This window comes from Citrobacter amalonaticus Y19, from assembly GCF_000981805.1.
GTDB lineage: Bacteria > Pseudomonadota > Gammaproteobacteria > Enterobacterales > Enterobacteriaceae > Citrobacter_A > Citrobacter_A amalonaticus_C.
On record NZ_CP011132.1, the window covers coordinates 3,499,246 to 3,519,034 of the forward strand.

Below are 19,789 nucleotides of genomic sequence, written 5' to 3' on the forward strand. Positions count from 1 at the left end.
CATTATAAGTCGTCAAATACGTTTAACGCATCCGTCAGCTTCTTAACGCCGAAAACCTGCATCCCTTCTGGCGGTTTTTTCGGCACGTTGGCCGCCGGCACAATCGCGCGACGAAAACCGTGTTTTGCCGCTTCCGAAATACGTTCCTGACCGCTGGGCACGGGGCGAATCTCTCCTGCCAGCCCCACTTCGCCAAACACCACCAGATCCTGTGGCAGCGGTCTGTCGCGCAGACTGGAGACCATCGCCAGTAGCAACGCCAGATCCGCACTGGTTTCCGTGACTTTGACGCCGCCGACCACGTTAACGAACACATCCTGATCCGCCATTTGCAGGCCGCCATGACGGTGTAGCACCGCCAGCAGAATCGCCAGACGGTTCTGCTCCAGACCCACCGCCACCCGTCGCGGGTTCGCCATCATGGAATGATCGACCAGCGCCTGGATCTCCACCAGCAATGGTCGCGTCCCTTCCCAGACCACCATCACCGAACTGCCGGAGGTAACCTCATCGCCGCGGCTCAGGAAGATCGCCGAAGGGTTACTCACTTCGCGCAGCCCCTGCTCGGTCATCGCGAAGACGCCTAACTCATTCACCGCACCAAAACGGTTTTTGTGGCTGCGCAGGGTGCGAAAACGGGAGTCGGCATCGCCATCCAGCAATACCGAGCAGTCGATGCAGTGCTCAAGCACTTTTGGTCCAGCCAGCGAGCCGTCTTTAGTGACGTGACCCACCATGACAATCGCCACACCACGCGTTTTGGCAAAGCGTGTCAGGTAGGCTGCAGTTTCACGCACCTGCGCCACGCTGCCGGGCGATGACTGGATATCCGCCATGTGCATCACCTGAATGGAGTCGATCACCATCAGCTTTGGCTGCTCTTCTTCCGCAATCAGGCAGATCTGCTCAATGCTGGTTTCCGAAAGCATGTTGAGGTTGCTGGTCGGCAGACCGAGACGGTGCGCGCGCATCGCCACCTGCTGCAGCGACTCTTCCCCGGTGACATACAGGGTTTTCATCTGCTCTGCGAGCTTGCACAGCGTCTGCAACAACAGCGTGGATTTACCCGCGCCAGGGTTACCGCCGATCAGAATCGCGCTACCAGGGACGACGCCGCCGCCCAGCACACGGTCGAACTCTTTAAAACCGGTGGAAAAACGCGGCAACTCTTCCAGGCTGATGTCGGAAAGCTTCTGGACTTTTGCGACGCCCGCGTTCCCGGCATAACCACTGAGTCGCTCATTACGCGCCACCGTCGGCGACGCGGCCAGGCGCACCTCCGTGATGGTGTTCCAGGCGTTGCAGGCACTGCATTGCCCCTGCCAGCGCGGATAATCCGCCCCGCATTCATTACATACAAAGGCGCGTTTTGGAGCTTTTGCCACGTTCTACCTCGTTATTTCTGGTTCATGCTGCCGGAGAGAATGCAGAACACCCCCATCAGATCAGCGTGACGGATAGTGATCTCCGTCTTTTCATTGACTTTCGGCTTGGCATGGTACGCGATCCCCAGTCCTGCCGTTTTGATCATCGGCAGATCGTTAGCGCCATCGCCAATCGCCACCGTCTGCGCGATCGGGATTTCATACTCCTGCGCCAGTCGGGTCAGCGTTTTGGCCTTATACTGCGCGTCGACGATATCGCCAGTCACGTTGCCGGTGAATTTACCGTCCATGATCTCCAGTTCGTTCGCTACCGCCGCCGTCAGTCGCAGTTTCTCACGCAGATACTCGGCAAAGAAGGTAAAGCCGCCGGAGGCGATCGCCACTTTCCAGCCCAACGTTTCCAGCTTCAGCACCAGTTGCGTCAGGCCCGGCATCAGCGGCAGGCTTTCACGCACCTGATGCAGAATGTTGGCATCCGCGCCTTTCAGCGTCGCCACACGGCTACGCAGGCTGGCAGTGAAGTCGAGTTCGCCGCGCATCGCGCGTTCGGTCACTTCCGCTACCATGTCACCGGTGCCGGCCAGTTTGGCTATTTCATCAATACACTCGATCTGAATCGCGGTGGAATCCATGTCCATCACCAGCAAACCAGGGGTGCGCAAATGCGGGATTTTCCCCAGCGGCGCGACGTCCAGTTGCGCATCGTGCGCCAGTTTCGTGGCGCGAGGCGTGAGCGACCCGGCCAGACGAATGACCTGATAATCCTCGACGCACCACGCCGCGACAATCACCATCGCCGCCCCCAGTTTACTCTGGTACTGGGTCAGGCGTTGCTTATCCAGCCCGCGTCCGTACAGCAGCCAGCCGCTACGTCCAGCGTGGTAATCGAGTGGCATCACCTCGTCACCACTCAAAGAAAGGGGCAAACCTGGCCATAAAGAGACATCTTCAGGCAAATCGCACCAGGTAATGTTAGGCATTAAAGCTCCTGTAAAATCATTCGGGCCGGAAAGGATCTGGGGAAAATAACGCATGAGGCTACCTTGTAACCATCGCTTCTGGCAACATTAAGCCTCAAATTTTCAGCAGGTGGAATATGGCTCGCGCAAAACTGAAATTCCGACTTCATCGTGCAGTGATTGTATTGTTCTGTCTCGCACTGCTTGTTGCGCTCATGCAGGGTGCGTCCTGGTTCAGTCAAAATCACCAGCGGCAGCGAAATCCGCAGCTTGAAGAGTTGGCCCGTACGCTGGCACATCAGGTGACCCTGAACATCGCGCCGCTGATGCGAACCGAAACGCCCGACGAAAAACGCATCAAGACCATTTTGCAGCAGTTGACGAAAGAAAGCCGCATTCTTGATGCCGGGGTTTATGATGACCAAGGCGGTATGATCGCCCGGGCAGGCGAAAGCGTAAATGTGCGCGACCGTCTGGCGCTGGACGGTAAAAAAGCGGGCGGCTACTTCAACCAGCAGATTGTCGAACCCATTCAGGGGAAAAATGGTCCACTGGGCTATCTGCGCCTGACGCTGGATACCCATACCTTAGCCACCGAAGCCAAACAGGTGGATAACACCACCAACATTTTACGCCTGATGTTACTGCTTTCACTGGCCATCGGCGTGGTGCTGACCCGCACCCTGCTGCAGGGTAAACGTACCCGCTGGCAGCAATCGCCTTTCCTGCTAACCGCCAACAAGTCGGTGCCGGAAGAAGAAGAGAGCGAGAAAAAAGAGTAAATCATTACAGGAAAGGAAAACTGACATGTCGACACTTCGCCTGCTTATTTCTGACTCTTATGACCCCTGGTTCAACCTGGCGGTCGAAGAGTGTATTTTCCGTCAAATGCCCGCCACCCAGCGCGTGCTGTTTTTGTGGCGCAATGCCGATACGGTCGTCATTGGTCGTGCGCAAAACCCGTGGAAAGAGTGTAATACCCGGCGGATGGAAGAGGACAACGTGCGCCTGGCGCGTCGCAGCAGCGGCGGTGGCGCGGTGTTCCACGATCTCGGCAATACCTGTTTCACCTTTATGGCCGGGAAGCCGGAATACGATAAGACCATTTCAACGGCAATTGTCCTGAATGCGCTTAACGCGCTGGGCGTGACGGCAGAAGCCTCCGGGCGTAACGATCTGGTAGTGAAAACAGCGGATGGCGACCGTAAGGTTTCCGGCTCCGCCTATCGCGAAACCAAAGATCGTGGTTTTCACCACGGTACGCTGTTGCTGAATGCGGATCTCAGCCGACTGGCAAATTACCTGAATCCGGATAAAAAGAAACTGGCGGCCAAAGGGATTACCTCTGTTCGTTCGCGAGTCGCGAATCTCACCGAACTGCTGGAGGGGATCACACATGAACAGGTTTGCGCAGCGGTGACCGAAGCCTTTTTCACGCATTACGGTGAACGCGTTACGCCGGAGATTATTTCTCCGGACAACACGCCAGATCTGCCGAACTTCGCCGAAACCTTTGCCCGCCAGAGCAGTTGGGAGTGGAACTTCGGTCAGGCGCCCGCTTTTTCACATCTGCTGGATGAGCGCTTTACCTGGGGAGGCGTTGAACTGCACTTTGACGTTGAGAAAGGACACATCACCCGTGCCCAGGTCTTTACCGACAGCCTCAATCCGGCACCGTTAGAAGCGCTGGCAGGACGTTTGCAGGGCTGTTTGTATCGTGCGGACAGACTGCAACAGGAGTGCGAAGCGCTGCTGGCCGATTTCCCGGAACAGGAAAAAGAGCTACGGGAACTGTCGGTGTGGATTATGAAAGCGGTTCGATAATCTACTGCAAGAATTGCCGGATGGCGGCTGCGCCTTATCCGGCCTACAGCGTTTGTAGGCCCGGTAAGCGTGAGCGCCACCGGGCACAAAACAAAATTACGTTTTATCGCCCAGCAGAACGGATTCCAGTGCGATTTTGATCATATCGTTGAACGTGGTCTGACGTTCAGCAGCCGTGGTCTGCTCGTGAGTACGGATGTGGTCAGACACGGTGCAGATAGTCAGCGCTTTCGCACCGAATTCTGCCGCCACGCCGTAGATACCCGCCGCTTCCATTTCCACGCCCAGGATGCCGTACTTTTCCATGACGTCGAACATTTCGCCGTCCGGAGAGTAGAACAGATCCGCAGAGAACAGGTTGCCGACGCGCGCATCCACACCCAGTGCTTTCGCCGCTTCCACCGCGTCACGTACCATGCCGAAATCAGCAATCGCGGCAAAATCATGGTCTTTGAAACGAATGCGGTTCACTTTGGAATCGGTGCAGGCCCCCATACCGATCACCACGTCACGCAGTTTCACATCGGCACGCACGGCACCGCAGGATCCTACGCGAATGATTTTCTTCACGCCGAAATCGGTGATCAGTTCTTTGGTGTAGATGGAGCAGGACGGGATACCCATACCGTGACCCATCACGGAGATCTTACGGCCTTTGTAAGTCCCGGTGAAACCTAACATGCCGCGAACGTTGTTCACTTCGCGCACATCTTCAAGGAAAGTTTCCGCAATGTGCTTTGCGCGCAGCGGGTCGCCCGGCATCAAAACAACATCAGCGAAATCGCCCATTTCTGCATTAATATGTGGGGTAGCCATCTTCAGTTCCCTTTTAATTTGAGTTTTTTTGCCCGGTGGTGCTTCGCTTACCGGGCCTACGGTTTTGTCGGCCGGGTCAGGCGCAGCCGCCACCCGGCAATGACCTTAGAACATGGCTTTGCCATATTCCATGTCGGACGTACCAAAGTATTTCGCCAGCGTCTGACCGATATCCGCAAAGGTCTCACGGTGACCTAACGAGCCCGGTTTCACTTTCGGGCCGTACACCAGCACCGGAATGTGTTCACGGGTATGGTCAGTTCCGGTCCAGCTCGGGTCGCAGCCGTGGTCAGCGGTCAGGATCAGAATGTCATCTTCACCCACCAGTTCCATCAGTTCTGGCAGACGGCGGTCAAACAACTCCAGACCGGCGGCATAACCGGCGATATCGCGGCGGTGGCCCCAGGAGGAGTCGAAGTCCACGAAGTTGGTGAAGACAATCGTCTTGTCACCCGCTTCTTTCATCTCTTTGACGGTAGCGTCAAACAACGCGTCCAGCCCCGTGGCTTTCACTTTTTTAGTGATGCCGCAGTTGGCGTAGATGTCCGCGATTTTACCGACGGAAACCACGTGGCCGTCTTTCTCTTCGACCAGTTTTTGCAACACGGTCGGCGCGGGCGGTTCAACGGCCAGATCGTGACGGTTGCCGGTACGCTGGAAGTTACCCGCTTTGTCGCCGATAAACGGACGCGCGATCACGCGACCGATGTTGTAGCCACCTTCGGTCAGCTCTTCACGGGCGATTTCACACAGCTCGTAAAGTTTATCCAGGCCAAAGGTCTCTTCGTGGCAGGCAATCTGGAACACAGAGTCCGCGGAGGTATAGAAAATCGGTTTGCCGGTTTTCATGTGCTCTTCACCCAACTGGTCCAGAATCACCGTACCGGAAGAGTGGCAGTTACCGAGATAGCCTGGCAGGTTCGCACGCTTGACCAGCTTATCCAGCAGTTCCTGCGGGAAGCTGTTTTCGTGATCGCTGAAATAGCCCCAGTCGAAAAGCACCGGCACACCGGCGATTTCCCAGTGGCCAGACGGCGTATCTTTACCGGAAGAGAGCTCATGCGCCCAGGCGTATGCGCCAATCACTTCCGCGTTAGCGTCCATACCGGCTGCAATTTTGCCAGTAGACCCTTCATGCGCTTTCACCAGACCCAGGCGGGTAAGGTTCGGCAGATTCAGTGGGCCTTTACGGCCTTTGTCAGCCTCACCTTTGGCACAGGCTTCAGCGATGTGCCCCATGGTGTCGGAACCGACGTCGCCAAAGCGATCCGCGTCTTCCGTCGCACCAATACCAAAGGAGTCCAGCACCATAATAAATGCACGTTTCATCTTGTTCTCCATTCATCTGCGCTGCAAAAAAGCGATCAGATCAGTATATCGCTATTCGGTAATGCGACGATAGACCGTTGGTGTGCTTTCCGGCGCTTTATCGTCAAGTATAATTGCCGCTTTGACGGCTTTCGCCGCTTCCTGCCAGCTGGCTTCATCTTTCGCGTGGATCACCGCCAGCGGACGCTGTCCGTCTACGCTGTCGCCCAGACGAGCCATATCGGTAAAGCCGACGCTGTAATCGATCGTATCCGAAGCCTGGCGACGACCGCCGCCCATCGACACTACCGCCATGCCCAGCGCGCGGGTATCCATCGCGCTGACAAACCCTTCGCTATCAGCGTAAACCGCTTTGCTGAGCATTGCCGTTGGCAGGTATTTCGCGTAGTTCTCAACAAAGTCGGTCGGGCCTTTCTGGGCGGCAACCATACGTCCAAAGACATCAGCCGCTTTACCGTTATCCAGCACCGCCTGCAATTTCGCGCGCGCGTCGGCGTCGTCTTTCGCCAGGTTGCCGGAAATCAGCATTTCAACACACAGCGCCATCGTTACGTCGAACAGGCGTGGGTTGCGGTATTCACCGGTCAGGAACTGCACCGCTTCGCGCACTTCCACCGCATTGCCCGCGCTGGAGGCGAGCACCTGGTTCATGTCGGTCAGCAGTGCGGTTGTGCGCACGCCCGCACCGTTCGCCACGCCAACGATCGCTTCCGCCAGCGCTTCAGAGAGTTCATAGGTCGGCATAAACGCGCCGCTGCCGACTTTCACGTCCATGACCAGCGCATCCAGCCCTTCCGCCAGTTTTTTCGCCAGAATAGAGCCGGTGATGAGCGGAATGGAATCCACCGTCGCGGTGATATCGCGGGTGGCATAAAAACGTTTGTCCGCCGGTGCGAGCGAGCTGGTTTGCCCGATGATCGCCACACCCACGTCCTTAATGATTTCGCGGAAACGGTTGTCGTCCGGGAAGATATCAAAGCCCGGGATCGCCTCCAGTTTGTCGAGCGTACCGCCGGTATGGCCCAGTCCGCGACCGGAAATCATCGGAATGTAGCCGCCGCAGGCCGCCACCATTGGACCAAGCATCAGCGACGTCACATCGCCCACGCCGCCGGTGGAATGTTTATCCACGATAGGGCCATTCAGATTCAGACTCTTCCAGTCCAGGACGGTTCCTGAATCCCGCATTGCCATGGTCAGCGAAACGCGTTCTGGCATAGTCATATCGTGGAAGAAAATGGTCATCGCCAGGGCGGCGATCTGCCCTTCAGAGACAGTGTTGTCACGAATACCGTTGATAAAGAAACGAATTTCTTCATCACTCAGCGCGTGGCCATCACGTTTTTTACGAATAATTTCTTGTGCGAGAAACAAGGGAACCTCCATGGGGAAAAGAGTTTGCAGGCGGTTTTGCCGGATGGCGGCTAACGCCTTATACGGCCTACGGTGATATGTCGTAGGCCTGATAAGCGAAGCGCCATCAGGCACTTAGCACCTTAGTAGCTGCTTGCGCTCTTACCGTCGCCGTGACCCAGCGCTTTCAACAGGCTTGCCAGCAGGCTGGATGCCCCAAAGCGGTAGTGACGGGAATCTGCCCAGTCAGCGCCAAACAGTTCATCCGCAATCGCGAGGAACTGCTGAGCATCTTCTGCGCTACGCACGCCGCCTGCCGGTTTGAAACCCACAGTTTTGGCAACGCCCATATCGCGGATCACTTCCATCATGATGCGTGCGCTTTCCGGCGTGGCGTTCACGGGCACTTTACCGGTAGAGGTTTTGATGAAATCCGCACCGGCTTTAATCGCAATTTCAGACGCTTTACGAATAAGTTGCTCTTCTTTCAGCTCACCGGTTTCGATGATCACTTTCAGCAGCACGTTTGCCGCCGCGCAGGCATCTTTACAAGCTTTAACCAGATCGAAGCCGACCTGCTCATTACCGGCGATCAGCGCGCGGTACGGGAAAACCACATCCACTTCGTCCGCCCCGTAGGCAATCGCCGCACGGGTTTCCGCCAGCGCGATCTCAATGTCGTCGTTGCCGTGCGGGAAGTTGGTAACCGTCGCAATACGGATATCCGGGGTGCCCTGCTCTTTCAGCGTCTTACGTGCAATCGGGATAAAACGCGGATAGATGCAGACTGCAGCGGTGTTGCCGACCGGGGTTTTCGCCTGATGACACAGCGCGATCACTTTTTCATTGGTGTCGTCGTCATTCAGGGTGGTCAGGTCCATCAGTTTCAGTGCACGCAGGCTGCTTGCAGTTAAATCGCTCATAACATTCTCCAACGGCGTTGCCGTATAAAATTCTCACCTTGCGAGTCTGTTAGTATTCTAACATCCACTCGCCATTACACTTCGATATACATCACAGTTAATGAAAACTACGTACAAATTTGCATTACTGTAATGAGATCAACTTCAAATAATAGCCTTTCTCTGTCGATTTCTTCTCCACTCAGGCGCATCAGGATCAAAGTGCCAGCAGCACATCTTTCTACAATGACGTTATGATCTTCGGCCGATAAAGGAATTCCGATGCCTACGCCCCATGAAACCGCGCTGCAACAACGTTGCCAGCAAATCGTCACCAGCACACTCCTCAGTCCAGAGCAGAAACGCCATTTTCTCGCGCTGGAAGCAGAGAACAACCTGCCTTACCCCGCACTGCCCGCCGGGGCGCGCCAGGCGCTGGACGACGGGGTTATCTGCGATATGTTCGAAGGTCACGCGCCGTATAAACCACGCTATGTCCTTCCCGATTACGCCCGTTTTCTGGCTAACGGTTCAGCCTGGCTGGAACTGGAAGGGGCGAAAGATCTGGACGATGCGCTGTCCCTGCTGACCATTCTGTATCACCACGTACCTTCCGTGACATCAATGCCGGTTTACCTGGGGCAACTGGATACGCTGCTGCAACCGTATGTGAAAATTCTAACACAAGAAGCGATCGATATTCGAATAAAACGTTTCTGGCGTTATCTCGACAGAACGCTGCCTGACGCCTTCATGCATGCCAATATTGGCCCCGCCGATACCCCCATCACGCGAGCCATTTTACGCGCCGATGCCGAATTAAAGCAGGTTGCACCTAACCTGACGTTCATTTACGACCCAGAGATCACCCCCGATGATCTGCTGCTGGAAGTGGCAAAAAACATCTGTGAGTGCAGCAAGCCGCATATTTCCAACGGGCCTGTAAATGATAAAATTTTCACAAAAGGTCGCTATGGTATCGTTAGCTGTTACAACTCGCTGCCCCTTGCCGGCGGCGGCAGCACGCTGGTTCGTCTCAATCTGAAAGCCATTGCCGGGCGCAGTACCTCTGTTGATGACTTCTTTAACCGCACGTTGCCGTACTATTGCCAGCAGCAAATCGCCATCATTGATGCGCGATGTGAGTTCCTCTATGACAAATCACATTTCTTTGAGAATAGCTTCCTGGTGCAGGAAGGGTTGATCGATCCGCAACGGTTTGTGCCGATGTTCGGTATGTATGGTCTGGCGGAGGCGGTTAACCTGCTGTGCGAAAAAGCGGGCATGAATGCGCGCTACGGCAAAGATGAGACGGCAAACGATCTGGGTTATCGCATCAGCGCCCAGTTGGCGGATTTTGTCGAAAACACGCCGGTGAAATACGGCTGGCAGCAGCGCGCCATGCTGCACGCCCAGTCGGGGATCAGTTCGGATATCGGCACCACGCCAGGAGCGCGTTTGCCCTATGGTGATGAACCGGATCCGATCACCCATCTACAGACCGTCGCGCCGCATCATGCCCATTATCAGTCCGGGATCAGCGACATTCTGACGCTCGATGAGACCATCAAACGTAACCCGCAGGCGCTGGTGCAACTCTGTCTGGGTGCGTTCAAAGCGGGAATGCGCGAGTTTACCGCCAACGTTAGCGGCAACGATCTGGTCCGCGTCACGGGGTACATGGTGCGCCTGTCCGATCTGGAAAAATACCGCGCCGCTGGCTCGCGGACGAATACCACCTGGCTGGGTGAAGAGGCCGCGCGCAATACACATATTCTGGAACGCCAACCTCGTGTCGTGAGTCATGAACAGCAGATGCGCTTTAGTAAGTAAGGTTATTCCTTTTTCTTGTGTGGACGGGCCGGGCAGTCGTCTGGCCCTGTTTCTGCAAGGGTGCAATCTGCGCTGTAAGAATTGCCACAACCCGTGGACGATGGGGCGCTGCAACGACTGCGGCGAGTGCGTTCCGCAGTGCCCGCATCAGGCGCTGAGTCTCAGTGCCGGGAATGTTGTCTGGCAGGCCGATGTCTGCGAACAGTGTGACACCTGTTTGCAGATGTGCCCGCAACAGGCAACGCCAATGGCGCAGACGATGAGCGTTGACGACGTGCTGCGCCAGATCCACAAAGCATCATTGTTTATTGAGGGGATCACCGTCAGCGGCGGCGAAGCCACGACGCAACTGCCTTTCATGGTGGATTTATTTACGGCGATTAAGGCCGATCCGCAACTCCAGTCGCTGACCTGTCTGGTTGACAGCAATGGGTTGTTGAGCGAAACCGGTTGGGAGAAATTACTGCCAGTTTGCGATGGCGCGATGCTCGATCTCAAAGCCTGGGATAGCGCGCGCCACCTTGCACTCACCGGTCGGGATAACGCGCAGATCAAGCGCAGCATTACGCTGCTGGCACAGCGGGGAAAACTAGCGGAACTGCGTCTGCTGGTGATTCCCGGACAGGTGGATTATTTGCAGCACATCGATTCGCTTGCGATCTTTATTTCGCAATTGGGCAATGTGCCAGTGCGGTTAAATGCGTTTCATGCGCATGGGGTCTTTGGAGAAGCGAGTGAATGGGCGAGCGCTACGCCGAACGACGTGCAGCAACTGGCAACGGCATTACAGCAACGCGGCGTGGATAATCTGATCTTTCCGGCGTTGTATTTATGACCTGCCGGATGGCGGCTGACGCCTTATCCGGCCTACAAAAGCGACATATGCCGACCGTAGGCCTGATAAGCGAAGCGCCATCAGGCATGCAACTACTGGATGGTGGGCCAATCAATCGTATGATCGCTTATACATCAAACAATGTGGTCGTATTGCGATACAGCGCGTCTGCAATCTGTTCCGCAGGTTCCGGGCGTAATTCACACAGCACCCCGAACACTCTCGCCACCTGCTCCGGGCGATTTGGCTGCCCCTGAAAACCACTCAGCGGCATATCCGGCGCATCGGTCTCCAGCAGTAGCGATTCCAGCGGCAATCGCGCCATCACGTCGCGGGTTTTACTGGCGCGCGGATAGGTGATCGTTCCGCCCACCCCAATCTTATAGCCCAGTTGCACAAAACGTTCTGCCTGCTGCAGACTGCCAGCGAAACCGTGCACCACGCCGGTTCGCGGCAGATCCTGACGCTTAAGATGCATTGCCAGCGTGTCATGCGTGCGCCGGGAATGCAGGATCACCGGCAAATCGTAGCGCCTGGCCAGCTGTAGCTGTGCTTCCAGAAACCGTTCCTGCTTCGCGAACTGCGGATCGTCGCGATACCGATCCAGACCGATCTCGCCAATGGCGATCACCTTTGTCGGACGCGTCTCCAGCGCCTGTTGCAGACGCGCAAGATCGTCATCGGTATGTTGCTCAATCACAATGGGATGCAGTCCCAGTGCGGCATACAGCGGGGAAAAACGTTCCGCCAGCGCCCGCACGCGGGCAAAGTTTTCCGCTGCGGTGGCCGGAATAATGATCGTCTCAACGCCCGCTTCGCCAGCGAGTTGCAGGCTGTGGGCTTCATCCCCCGTAAAAGGCGGGAAGTCGAAGTGACAGTGGGTGTCGATAAAGCGAAAACTCACGCCAGATCCTCATTACTGAATGTCGTATCGTTAGCCTGCGGCGCATCGCTCAGCGCCGCTACATGGGTATCGTTGGCTACCGGTGCTGGCGGGACCACCACCGGCGTTGGCGTGACCGTCTGCAGCGGGTGGCGTGATAACGGCGGCTCGGCGGCCAGCAGTTTTCCTACGGTCGCCAGGAAGTAGCGCCCGCACAGTCGCCCAATTTTATAGTCTTCCCGTAGCGCCGGAATGCGACTTCCCAGCGCCATACTTTTCAGCGGTTTCGGCGGGTAGATTTCAAAGATCTTCAGCTTGCCCGGCGGTTTTTCAATGAATCGCTGAATTTCCGTATAGCTGGCTTCATGATGCTGGACCAGATTGACCAGTGGTTGCAGGCTACTTTCGCCCAGCCAGCGCTCCATCCGCCTGAACCACTGCGGGGTGTAATACATTTGCGAAGGCACAGTCCGAATCACCACCAGCGTTTTCGCCCCTTGTTTCACAGCCTCGCGAACCGGGATTGCATCGCTGATCCCGCCATCGAGGTAATTGATCCCCTCCAGGGACACGCCGCTGCGATAGAACCCCGGGATCGCACTGGACGCCCGGATCAAATCGAGCCAGTTCTGAGTATTGGGAGAGAAATAGTTCGGCGTGTAGTCATCACCCCGACAGGCGCACATGTAAAACGATTTCCCCGTTTCGAACAGGCGCGAGGCGGTATCCATCTGCAACGGCATCTGGCTCGCCGTGGACTCCACCAGCCAGTCGAGATCGATCAGATTTCCACCACGCACAAAGCGTACCGGGTCAAAGAATTCCCGTCTGGTGGTATAGCGCATAATGACTTTGCGCCCGTAGCCGGGCTGGTTGCACAGATAGGCCGACAAATTTTGCGCCCCCGCAGAGGTGCCGTAATAGAGATCGAACGGATTAAACTGCGCGCGCATGAACTCGTCCAGCACACCTGCTGTAAAGATGCCACGCTGCCCGCCGCCCTCGCAGACCAACGCCAGGCGACCCGGTTTGAACGTTCTTAATGACAACGGCGCAATATTGCCGAGCGTGACGGGTATACGCTGTCCCAACTCTGCTTTCCTGTTTCTTATTACGTAATGTGCCAAAATAACGCAAATAGGCGGCGGCTAAAACCGAAAAAGCCAGTCCACCGGACTGGCTTGACAGCAAAATCGTTGTACGCTTTACGCGCTAGGGCCGCTTACGCCCTGTAAACAGGCTGACCAGGAAGAGAATAATCCCGACGACGAAGACAATTTTCGCCGCGCCCGCTGCCGTGCCGGCCAGTCCACCAAATCCCAGAGCGGCGGCAATTAACGCGATAACCAGAAATATAATGCCCCAACGAAACATACGCTTCTCCTTTACCATAGTTAATGTCGACCGCTTGATATGAGCGCTCAGGCCACTCATTCACGCTATTGTTTATGTGGTGCTCATGACGTCCTCCGACCCAGGCCGGAGGAGAAAACGAAGACTTATTGCGCTTTCAGATCGTTTTTGACGCTTTTTACGCCATCAACGGCTTTCGCGATGCTCTCAGCGCGCTCGATTTGCGCCTGAGAATCCACGGTGCCGGAAAGCTGGACCACACCATCGGTCGTTTCAACTTTCACTTTGCGGGAAGGAACGATGTCATCCGCCAGCAGTTTCGCTTTGATCTCGCTGGTCGTTGCCGTATCGCCGGCATAGCCTTTCACGGTGTCTGATTTACTGTCGCGAACGTGGAGCTTGTCGCTGACGGAAGTGACGCCTTCAACGCCTTTCGCCACGGTCACGGCCTCTTCCGCCTGCGCCTGGCTTTCGACGAAGCCACTCAGCGTCACCACTTTCTGATCGGTTTTGACGGAAATATCGGTGCTCTTAATGCTTTCATGATCCACCAGTGCCGCTTTCACTTTCGCAGTAATGGCGCTGTCATCCATGAAATTACCGACTTTATTCATAGAGCTATCGACTTTCTGCCCTGCGCTTTCTACACCGGATTGCGCTTTATCCATGGTGGTGTTTTCTGCATACGCAGAACCCGTTGCCACAGCGGAGGTCAACATCACGGCCAGCAGAGTTTTAGAAATCTTCAGTCTTGTCATAGTCATCGATTAATTCCTGTATGGTTTGCTCATAATTTGAGCTCAGGCAACATAAGGTTGCATTGCTGAATGTGGTGAAAAATTCACCCAGCTCAGAAGTCAATGGCAGCGGTCACAATCACAAAAGGTGATGATGATGCGCTGACAGGTGGCTCTCTGAGTCAGTTATTAATATCGTAACTACAATAGACATTAGCTTTAAGCACTTAACTTCACGCATTGAACGGTATTTAAAGCCAATATTTATGTCATCACTTTGTTAAATATAGATCACAATTTTGAAAAAGCGCGGCGAATTGCGCAAAAAACAGGCAGTCATAAGCAAAACAGAGGGATTTAAGAACATTCCGCAACGGGCTAATAAGGCAGGAAAAGTCGCAGGGCGCAGCGGCTGCCGCGCCCTGAAGGAGGGATTAGTGTTCGCGCGTCTTGCGGAACTGAACGTCAGGATAACGCTCTTGCGTCAGATTAAGGTTCACCATCGTTGGTGCGATGTAAGTCAGGTTATCGCCGCCATCAAGCGCCAGTTGAACTTCGTTCTTACGTTTAAACTCTTCGAATTTCTTCGCGTCAGCGCATTCCACCCAGCGAGCGGTCGCCACGTTGACGGACTCATAAATGGCCTCAACGTTGTACTCGCTCTTCAGACGGGCAACCACCACGTCGAACTGCAGCACACCGACCGCGCCCACAATCAGATCGTTGTTGGCGATTGGGCGGAAGACCTGCACCGCGCCCTCTTCGGAGAGCTGAACCAGACCTTTCAGCAACTGTTTTTGCTTCAGCGGATCTTTCAGGCGAATACGACGGAACAGCTCCGGCGCGAAGTTCGGGATACCGGTGAACTTCATCATTTCGCCCTGGGTGAAGGTATCGCCAATCTGGATAGTACCGTGGTTGTGCAGACCGATGATGTCGCCCGGATAAGCCTCTTCCACATGCGAGCGGTCGCCTGCCATGAAGGTCAGCGCATCGGAAATCACCACGTCTTTGCCGATACGGACCTGACGCAGCTTCATGCCCTTTTCGTACTTGCCGGAAACAACGCGCATAAATGCCACGCGGTCACGGTGTTTCGGATCCATGTTGGCCTGAATTTTAAAGACGAAGCCGGTGAACTTCTCTTCTTCCGCTTCCACCACGCGGGTATCGGTCTTGCGCGGCATTGGCGCAGGCGCCCACTCCACCAGACCATCCAGCATGTGGTCAACGCCGAAGTTACCCAGCGCCGTACCGAAGAAGACCGGGGTAATTTCGCCTGCCAGGAACAGTTCTTTATCAAACTCGTTAGAAGCGCCCTTCACCAGTTCCAGTTCGTCGCGCAGCTGCTGTGCCAGATCGTCGCCAACGGCCGCGTCGAGATCCGGGTTATCCAGACCTTTAACAATACGCACTTCCTGGATGGTATGGCCTTTACCCGTCTGATACAGATAGGTTTCATCTTTATAAAGGTGATAAACCCCTTTGAACAACTTGCCGCAGCCAATCGGCCAGGTGATCGGCGCACAGCCGATTCTCAGCTCGTTCTCCACTTCGTCCAACAACTCCATCGGGTCACGGATGTCGCGGTCGAGTTTGTTCATAAAGGTCAGGATCGGCGTATCACGCAGACGGGTGACTTCCATCAGCTTACGGGTACGATCCTCGACGCCTTTCGCGGCATCGATCACCATCAGGCAGCAGTCCACCGCCGTCAGAGTACGATAGGTATCTTCGGAGAAGTCTTCGTGCCCCGGGGTGTCCAGCAGGTTGACCAGACAGTCATGATACGGAAACTGCATGACGGAGGTGGTAATGGAGATCCCACGCTGCTTTTCCATTTCCATCCAGTCCGATTTCGCATGCTGACTGGAACCACGGCCTTTTACCGTACCCGCAGTCTGAATCGCCTGTCCAAACAGTAACACTTTCTCAGTGATGGTCGTTTTACCGGCATCCGGGTGAGAAATAATGGCAAAAGTGCGGCGCTTGGCCACCTCCTGCAAATAAGGAGACAACGTCATAGTTCATTCTTCTTGAGTAAACGCGGCATCGCACCGCGCATGTTGAATACGAAAAATTGCGGCTATTTTACCCATCAGCGGGGGGGAGGCAATCAGTGTTTACACAGGAGTTGCTCCAGTTCGTGTAATGACGATACGGTCCAGGTCGGCTCGATGCCTTCCGGCTGCTCGCGATGATGCGCATTCAGCCAGCAGGTAGAAAGCCCGGCGTTGATGCCGCCGAGAATATCGGACGCGACGGTATCCCCCACCATCAGCACCCGAGCGCGATCGGGATTACCCGCCTTCGCCAGGGCGTAATCAAAAATCTTCGGATCCGGCTTTGCCACGCCCACTTCTTCGGAAATGACCAGCAAATCAAAGTAGTCGCGAAGTCCTGTCCGTTCCAGGCGGATCTGCTGTAATGAGGTGAAACCATTGGTAATAATGCCAATTTTGGCTTTGCCGCGAATCGCATTGAGCAGTGAAACAGCCCCCGGCAGCGGCGCGCAAATTTCGGCCATGGCGTTCATAAAGGCATCATTAAGCGAGCCTGGCTCTACCTTTAACCGTTCAGCCCAGCTCTGGAAACGGGCATGCTGAAGCTGTAATGAGGTGATCGCGCCGTTCTGATAATCCACCCACAGTGGTTTATTTACGGCCTGGTAGTCCTGAAAATCTTCAGCGGTAAAGGTGATGCTGTAATCGAGAAACATCCGCTGTAAGCCAGTAAACGAGTCAAACGTGAACAGCGTTTCGTCGGCATCAAAGAAAATCCAGTCCCACTTCATCATTACACCTTCTTTTACATACTGATTGGCAGTGCCATTATGATGGCGTCCTCACGACCGTCAGCGGTCGGATAATAATTGCGGCGAATCGTTGCCTCGTTAAAGCCTAAGCTTTCATACAATGCGATGGCGGCAACGTTGGAGGCGCGAACCTCCAGCCACAGCGTCAGGACGCCGCGTTTTTCTAACTCATCAATGAGATGTTCCAGCAGCGCTTTGCCAAATCCCCGGCGCTGAAAATCGGGATCCACGGCAATGTTGAACAGCGTAGCTTCATCCAGCACAACCTGCGTAATCGCAAACGCCGCCATTTTCCCGCCTACCGTCAATTGATAGTTGAGATAGCGCTCCCCCTGATTACTGGCAAAAGTCTGTTCGCTCCAGGGAAACGCGTGGGCGCGCTTTTCAATCTGAAACGCGGCGGGTAAATCACTCTGACTGAGGGAAGAAATCGTGTTCATGTGTGCAGATTTGTTGCCATAGTGCGGCACGTGCCGTTGGGTTTGCCCGCAATTCATCAAAAGCCGGCGTTACAACCTGCGCACCTTCCAGTGACAGCGGCGCTTCTGTGCCCAGCCGCCAACTGTTGCAGCGACTGCCCTGTGGCAGCATCGCAACGCGTTCCGGCGTCACCTGCAAGACCTGATCGGGGCTCAGAGTTAATGCGCGCAGAATATCGCTTACCAGAGGTTCCGTCAGCGGCGGCAGTACTTCACCTACCATCACCAGACGGACGTGTGCAGGAATGGAAATCGCGATCTCTCCCTGCAACGCACCGGGGCGACGCAGCGACCACTGGGTTATGCCCAGTTGCTGTAACTGCCAGTCTCGTCGGGTTGTCATAGCGAATCGCTCCTGTATTCAGGGGCGCAAATATAGCAAATTAGTCGAATAGACGCCATCAAACGTCTATAATCGCCCGCTGTATGAATTAAGGAGTTTTCCATGTCTGCTTTTACCCCGGCAAGTGAAGTCTTGCTGCGCCACAGTGATGATTTCGAACAAAGCCGTATTCTGTTTGCCGGAGATTTGCAGGATGACCTGCCCGCGCGTTTTGAATGCGCCGCCAGCCGCGTACATACGCAGCAGTTCCACCACTGGCAGGTGCTGAGCCGCCAGATGGACGACAACGCGCGCTTTAGCCTTGTTGCACAAACGCAAGACGTTGCCGACTGCGACACCTTTATCTACTACTGGCCGAAAAACAAACCGGAAGCCCAGTTCCAGTTGATGAATATTCTGTCACTGCTTCCCGTTGGCACTGACATTTTTGTGGTCGGCGAAAACCGCAGCGGCGTGCGCAGCGCTGAGCAAATGCTGGCCGAATATGCCCCGCTGAACAAAATCGACAGCGCGCGTCGCTGTGGGCTGTATCACGGTCGTCTGGACAAACAGCCAACGTTTGACGCGGAAAAATACTGGGGCGAGTACCACGTTGAAGGGCTGACGATCAAAACCCTGCCGGGCGTATTCAGCCGCGATGGTCTGGATGTAGGTAGTCAGTTACTGCTGTCCACCCTGACGCCGCATACCAAAGGCAAAGTGCTGGATGTCGGCTGCGGCGCAGGCGTACTTTCCGCAGCCCTTGCCAGCCACTCGCCGAAAGTCCGCTTAACCCTCTGCGATGTCGCGGCACCGGCGGTTGAAGCCAGTCGCGCTACGCTTGCGGCAAACGGCATTGAGGGCGAGGTCTTCGCCAGTAACGTCTTCTCCGACGTGACGGGCCGGTTCGATATGATAATCTCCAACCCGCCATTCCATGACGGTATGCAAACCAGCCTTGACGCCGCGCAAACCCTGATTCGCGGTGCCGTGCGTCACTTGAACAGCGGCGGCGAACTGCGCATTGTAGCTAACGCCTTCCTACCGTATCCGCAGGTGCTGGATGAGACCTTCGGCTTCCACGAGGTCATCGCCCAGACCGGACGCTTCAAAGTGTATCGCACGGTCATGACCCGCCAGGCGAAAAAAGCGTGACATCACAATGACGGCCATGCGAATGGCCGTTTTTGCAGCAATCACCGTTATCCCTCGTAATTAACTATTGACGAATAGCTGAAAACCACTAGAATGCGCCTCCGTGGTAGCGATTCTTTTTAAGAATCGATGGTATGCGAAGGTGGCGGAATTGGTAGACGCGCTAGCTTCAGGTGTTAGTGTCCTTACGGACGTGGGGGTTCAAGTCCCCCCCTCGCACCATAAACCACGTTGATATTGCTCGCACTGGGCGAAGGTGGCGGAATTGGTAGACGCGCTAGCTTCAGGTGTTAGTGTTCTTACGGACGTGGGGGTTCAAGTCCCCCCCTCGCACCAACGAGGCGATATCAAAAAGTAAGATGACTGTGCGAAGGTGGCGGAATTGGTAGACGCGCTAGCTTCAGGTGTTAGTGTCCTTACGGACGTGGGGGTTCAAGTCCCCCCCCTCGCACCAATTATCTTACATCCCTTTCTGTCGTATTCCGGCTTTTCATCCCTGATTCCAGTTCATCATCACCAGCATCATTCCGCCGATCAACACAACACATGATGGCAACAGTACGAAGTGTCGTAATTGTTTGTGATAGAGCATCGCCGGTGTCAGCAGCAACCCGAATACAATAATGGTCTTCCATGCCCCGAGGGAAAGATCGGCAAACGCCAGCCCGGCAATCACGATCCCCGGCAGCAACACTCCCCAGCCACTGCCCAGCGCCCGTTGCAACATGGTTTCACCTCTCACATTGATAATGATAACCAATATCATATGATAAGTTTTCTCATTTGTCAGCAACTCATACACCACTTAC

General features: G+C 55.2%; 20 protein-coding genes and 3 tRNA genes. 8 read left to right on the forward strand and 15 right to left on the reverse strand.

The window, feature by feature from the left end:
* Window positions 1-2: 2 nt before the first annotated feature.
* Together radA and serB are read right to left on the reverse strand one after the other, a co-directional pair.
* On the reverse strand, window positions 3-1,385 hold the full coding sequence (gene radA, locus F384_RS16065; RefSeq protein ID WP_046487010.1) for a DNA repair protein RadA: 1,383 nt from the start codon (window positions 1,383-1,385) through the stop codon (window positions 3-5).
* 11 nt (window positions 1,386-1,396) lie between these two features.
* Window positions 1,397-2,365 (reverse strand): phosphoserine phosphatase, encoded by a 969-nt coding sequence (gene serB, locus F384_RS16070; RefSeq protein WP_046487012.1) that lies wholly within the window; start codon window positions 2,363-2,365, stop codon window positions 1,397-1,399.
* Window positions 2,366-2,481: 116 nt separating this feature from the next.
* Here serB and F384_RS16075 point away from each other — a divergent pair, with 116 nt between their 5' ends.
* Window positions 2,482-3,126 (forward strand): YtjB family periplasmic protein, encoded by a 645-nt coding sequence (locus tag F384_RS16075; protein WP_046487013.1) that lies wholly within the window; start codon window positions 2,482-2,484, stop codon window positions 3,124-3,126.
* A gap of 25 nt (window positions 3,127-3,151) precedes the next feature.
* Window positions 3,152-4,168, forward strand: coding sequence for a lipoate--protein ligase LplA (lplA, locus tag F384_RS16080; RefSeq protein ID WP_046487014.1), 1,017 nt, complete (start codon window positions 3,152-3,154; stop codon window positions 4,166-4,168).
* A 96-nt stretch (window positions 4,169-4,264) separates the two neighbouring features.
* On the opposite strand, the gene deoD is transcribed toward lplA, so the two are convergent.
* The 4 genes from deoD to deoC form a co-directional block, all read right to left on the reverse strand.
* Window positions 4,265-4,984: a purine-nucleoside phosphorylase gene (gene deoD / locus F384_RS16085; RefSeq protein ID WP_046498271.1), complete on the reverse strand. Its 720-nt coding sequence runs from the start codon at window positions 4,982-4,984 to the stop codon at window positions 4,265-4,267.
* A 105-nt stretch (window positions 4,985-5,089) separates the two neighbouring features.
* On the reverse strand, window positions 5,090-6,313 hold the full coding sequence (gene deoB, locus F384_RS16090; RefSeq protein ID WP_046487016.1) for a phosphopentomutase: 1,224 nt from the start codon (window positions 6,311-6,313) through the stop codon (window positions 5,090-5,092).
* Between the two features lie 51 nt (window positions 6,314-6,364).
* The gene (deoA, locus tag F384_RS16095) at window positions 6,365-7,687 is read right to left on the reverse strand and encodes a thymidine phosphorylase (RefSeq protein ID WP_046487019.1); all 1,323 of its coding nucleotides are present in this window, start codon (window positions 7,685-7,687) and stop codon (window positions 6,365-6,367) included.
* 122 nt (window positions 7,688-7,809) lie between these two features.
* Window positions 7,810-8,589: a deoxyribose-phosphate aldolase gene (gene deoC, locus F384_RS16100; RefSeq protein ID WP_046487021.1), complete on the reverse strand. Its 780-nt coding sequence runs from the start codon at window positions 8,587-8,589 to the stop codon at window positions 7,810-7,812.
* 261 nt (window positions 8,590-8,850) lie between these two features.
* Here deoC and F384_RS16105 point away from each other — a divergent pair, with 261 nt between their 5' ends.
* Both F384_RS16105 and F384_RS16110 read left to right on the forward strand, forming a co-directional pair.
* Window positions 8,851-10,401 carry a YjjI family glycine radical enzyme gene (locus F384_RS16105; RefSeq protein WP_046487023.1) on the forward strand — a complete coding sequence of 517 codons (1,551 nt, stop codon included), beginning with the start codon at window positions 8,851-8,853 and terminating at the stop codon, window positions 10,399-10,401.
* On the forward strand, window positions 10,373-11,236 hold the full coding sequence (locus F384_RS16110; RefSeq protein ID WP_046487026.1) for a YjjW family glycine radical enzyme activase: 864 nt from the start codon (window positions 10,373-10,375) through the stop codon (window positions 11,234-11,236). Before F384_RS16105 ends, F384_RS16110 begins: the two co-directional genes overlap by 29 nt.
* A 127-nt stretch (window positions 11,237-11,363) precedes the next feature.
* Here F384_RS16110 and F384_RS16115 read toward each other — a convergent pair whose 3' ends face one another.
* From F384_RS16115 to F384_RS16145, 8 genes are all read right to left on the reverse strand, one after another.
* On the reverse strand, window positions 11,364-12,140 hold the full coding sequence (locus tag F384_RS16115; RefSeq protein ID WP_046487028.1) for a metal-dependent hydrolase: 777 nt from the start codon (window positions 12,138-12,140) through the stop codon (window positions 11,364-11,366).
* A complete protein-coding gene (locus F384_RS16120) occupies window positions 12,137-13,210 on the reverse strand; it encodes a patatin family protein (RefSeq protein WP_046487030.1) in 1,074 nt (357 codons plus the stop codon). Before F384_RS16120 ends, F384_RS16115 begins: the two co-directional genes overlap by 4 nt.
* Before the next feature lie 121 nt (window positions 13,211-13,331).
* Window positions 13,332-13,493, reverse strand: coding sequence for a DUF1328 domain-containing protein (locus F384_RS28000; RefSeq protein ID WP_003019081.1), 162 nt, complete (start codon window positions 13,491-13,493; stop codon window positions 13,332-13,334).
* A gap of 125 nt (window positions 13,494-13,618) precedes the next feature.
* Complete coding sequence (gene osmY, locus F384_RS16125; protein ID WP_046487032.1) at window positions 13,619-14,236, reverse strand: molecular chaperone OsmY; 618 nt, start codon at window positions 14,234-14,236, stop codon at window positions 13,619-13,621.
* Window positions 14,237-14,643: 407 nt separating this feature from the next.
* Window positions 14,644-16,233 carry a peptide chain release factor 3 gene (gene prfC, locus F384_RS16130; RefSeq protein ID WP_046487035.1) on the reverse strand — a complete coding sequence of 530 codons (1,590 nt, stop codon included), beginning with the start codon at window positions 16,231-16,233 and terminating at the stop codon, window positions 14,644-14,646.
* A 92-nt stretch (window positions 16,234-16,325) separates the two neighbouring features.
* Complete coding sequence (gene yjjG, locus F384_RS16135) at window positions 16,326-17,003, reverse strand: pyrimidine 5'-nucleotidase (RefSeq protein WP_046498275.1); 678 nt, start codon at window positions 17,001-17,003, stop codon at window positions 16,326-16,328.
* Between the two features lie 14 nt (window positions 17,004-17,017).
* Complete coding sequence (gene rimI, locus F384_RS16140) at window positions 17,018-17,464, reverse strand: ribosomal protein S18-alanine N-acetyltransferase (protein ID WP_046487037.1); 447 nt, start codon at window positions 17,462-17,464, stop codon at window positions 17,018-17,020.
* Window positions 17,433-17,846, reverse strand: a complete 414-nt coding sequence (locus F384_RS16145) for a DNA polymerase III subunit psi (protein ID WP_046487040.1) — start codon at window positions 17,844-17,846, stop codon at window positions 17,433-17,435. Before F384_RS16145 ends, rimI begins: the two co-directional genes overlap by 32 nt.
* A 102-nt stretch (window positions 17,847-17,948) precedes the next feature.
* Between F384_RS16145 and rsmC the strand changes: the two genes are divergently transcribed.
* The 4 genes from rsmC to F384_RS16165 all read left to right on the forward strand — a co-directional run bounded on the left by rsmC (window position 17,949) and on the right by F384_RS16165 (window position 19,434).
* Window positions 17,949-18,980, forward strand: a complete 1,032-nt coding sequence (rsmC, locus tag F384_RS16150; RefSeq protein WP_046487043.1) for a 16S rRNA (guanine(1207)-N(2))-methyltransferase RsmC — start codon at window positions 17,949-17,951, stop codon at window positions 18,978-18,980.
* 136 nt (window positions 18,981-19,116) lie between these two features.
* Window positions 19,117-19,202, forward strand: a tRNA-Leu gene (locus F384_RS16155).
* Window positions 19,203-19,230: 28 nt separating this feature from the next.
* Window positions 19,231-19,316, forward strand: a tRNA-Leu gene (locus F384_RS16160).
* Window positions 19,317-19,347: 31 nt separating this feature from the next.
* Window positions 19,348-19,434, forward strand: a tRNA-Leu gene (locus F384_RS16165).
* Between the two features lie 36 nt (window positions 19,435-19,470).
* Here the strand turns inward: F384_RS16165 and F384_RS16170 are convergent.
* Window positions 19,471-19,707, reverse strand: coding sequence for a DUF1435 domain-containing protein (locus F384_RS16170; RefSeq protein WP_080950076.1), 237 nt, complete (start codon window positions 19,705-19,707; stop codon window positions 19,471-19,473).
* Between the last annotated feature and the right edge of the window lie 82 nt (window positions 19,708-19,789).

Bases quoted from the DNA above. Each gene is read 5' to 3' on its own strand.
- serB (WP_046487012.1), bottom strand. From the start codon at position 2,365: ATGCCTAACATTACCTGGTGCGATTTGCCTGAAGATGTCTCTTTATGG.
- F384_RS16075 (WP_046487013.1), top strand. From the start codon at position 2,482: ATGGCTCGCGCAAAACTGAAATTCCGACTTCATCGTGCAGTGATTGTA.
- lplA (WP_046487014.1), top strand. From the start codon at position 3,152: ATGTCGACACTTCGCCTGCTTATTTCTGACTCTTATGACCCCTGGTTC.
- deoD (WP_046498271.1), bottom strand. From the start codon at position 4,984: ATGGCTACCCCACATATTAATGCAGAAATGGGCGATTTCGCTGATGTT.
- deoB (WP_046487016.1), bottom strand. From the start codon at position 6,313: ATGAAACGTGCATTTATTATGGTGCTGGACTCCTTTGGTATTGGTGCG.
- deoC (WP_046487021.1), bottom strand. From the start codon at position 8,589: ATGAGCGATTTAACTGCAAGCAGCCTGCGTGCACTGAAACTGATGGAC.
- F384_RS16105 (WP_046487023.1), top strand. From the start codon at position 8,851: ATGCCTACGCCCCATGAAACCGCGCTGCAACAACGTTGCCAGCAAATC.
- F384_RS16110 (WP_046487026.1), top strand. From the start codon at position 10,373: ATGAACAGCAGATGCGCTTTAGTAAGTAAGGTTATTCCTTTTTCTTGT.
- F384_RS28000 (WP_003019081.1), bottom strand. From the start codon at position 13,493: ATGTTTCGTTGGGGCATTATATTTCTGGTTATCGCGTTAATTGCCGCC.
- osmY (WP_046487032.1), bottom strand. From the start codon at position 14,236: ATGACTATGACAAGACTGAAGATTTCTAAAACTCTGCTGGCCGTGATG.
- prfC (WP_046487035.1), bottom strand. From the start codon at position 16,233: ATGACGTTGTCTCCTTATTTGCAGGAGGTGGCCAAGCGCCGCACTTTT.
- yjjG (WP_046498275.1), bottom strand. From the start codon at position 17,003: ATGAAGTGGGACTGGATTTTCTTTGATGCCGACGAAACGCTGTTCACG.
- rimI (WP_046487037.1), bottom strand. From the start codon at position 17,464: ATGAACACGATTTCTTCCCTCAGTCAGAGTGATTTACCCGCCGCGTTT.
- F384_RS16145 (WP_046487040.1), bottom strand. From the start codon at position 17,846: ATGACAACCCGACGAGACTGGCAGTTACAGCAACTGGGCATAACCCAG.
- rsmC (WP_046487043.1), top strand. From the start codon at position 17,949: ATGTCTGCTTTTACCCCGGCAAGTGAAGTCTTGCTGCGCCACAGTGAT.
- F384_RS16170 (WP_080950076.1), bottom strand. From the start codon at position 19,707: ATGTTGCAACGGGCGCTGGGCAGTGGCTGGGGAGTGTTGCTGCCGGGG.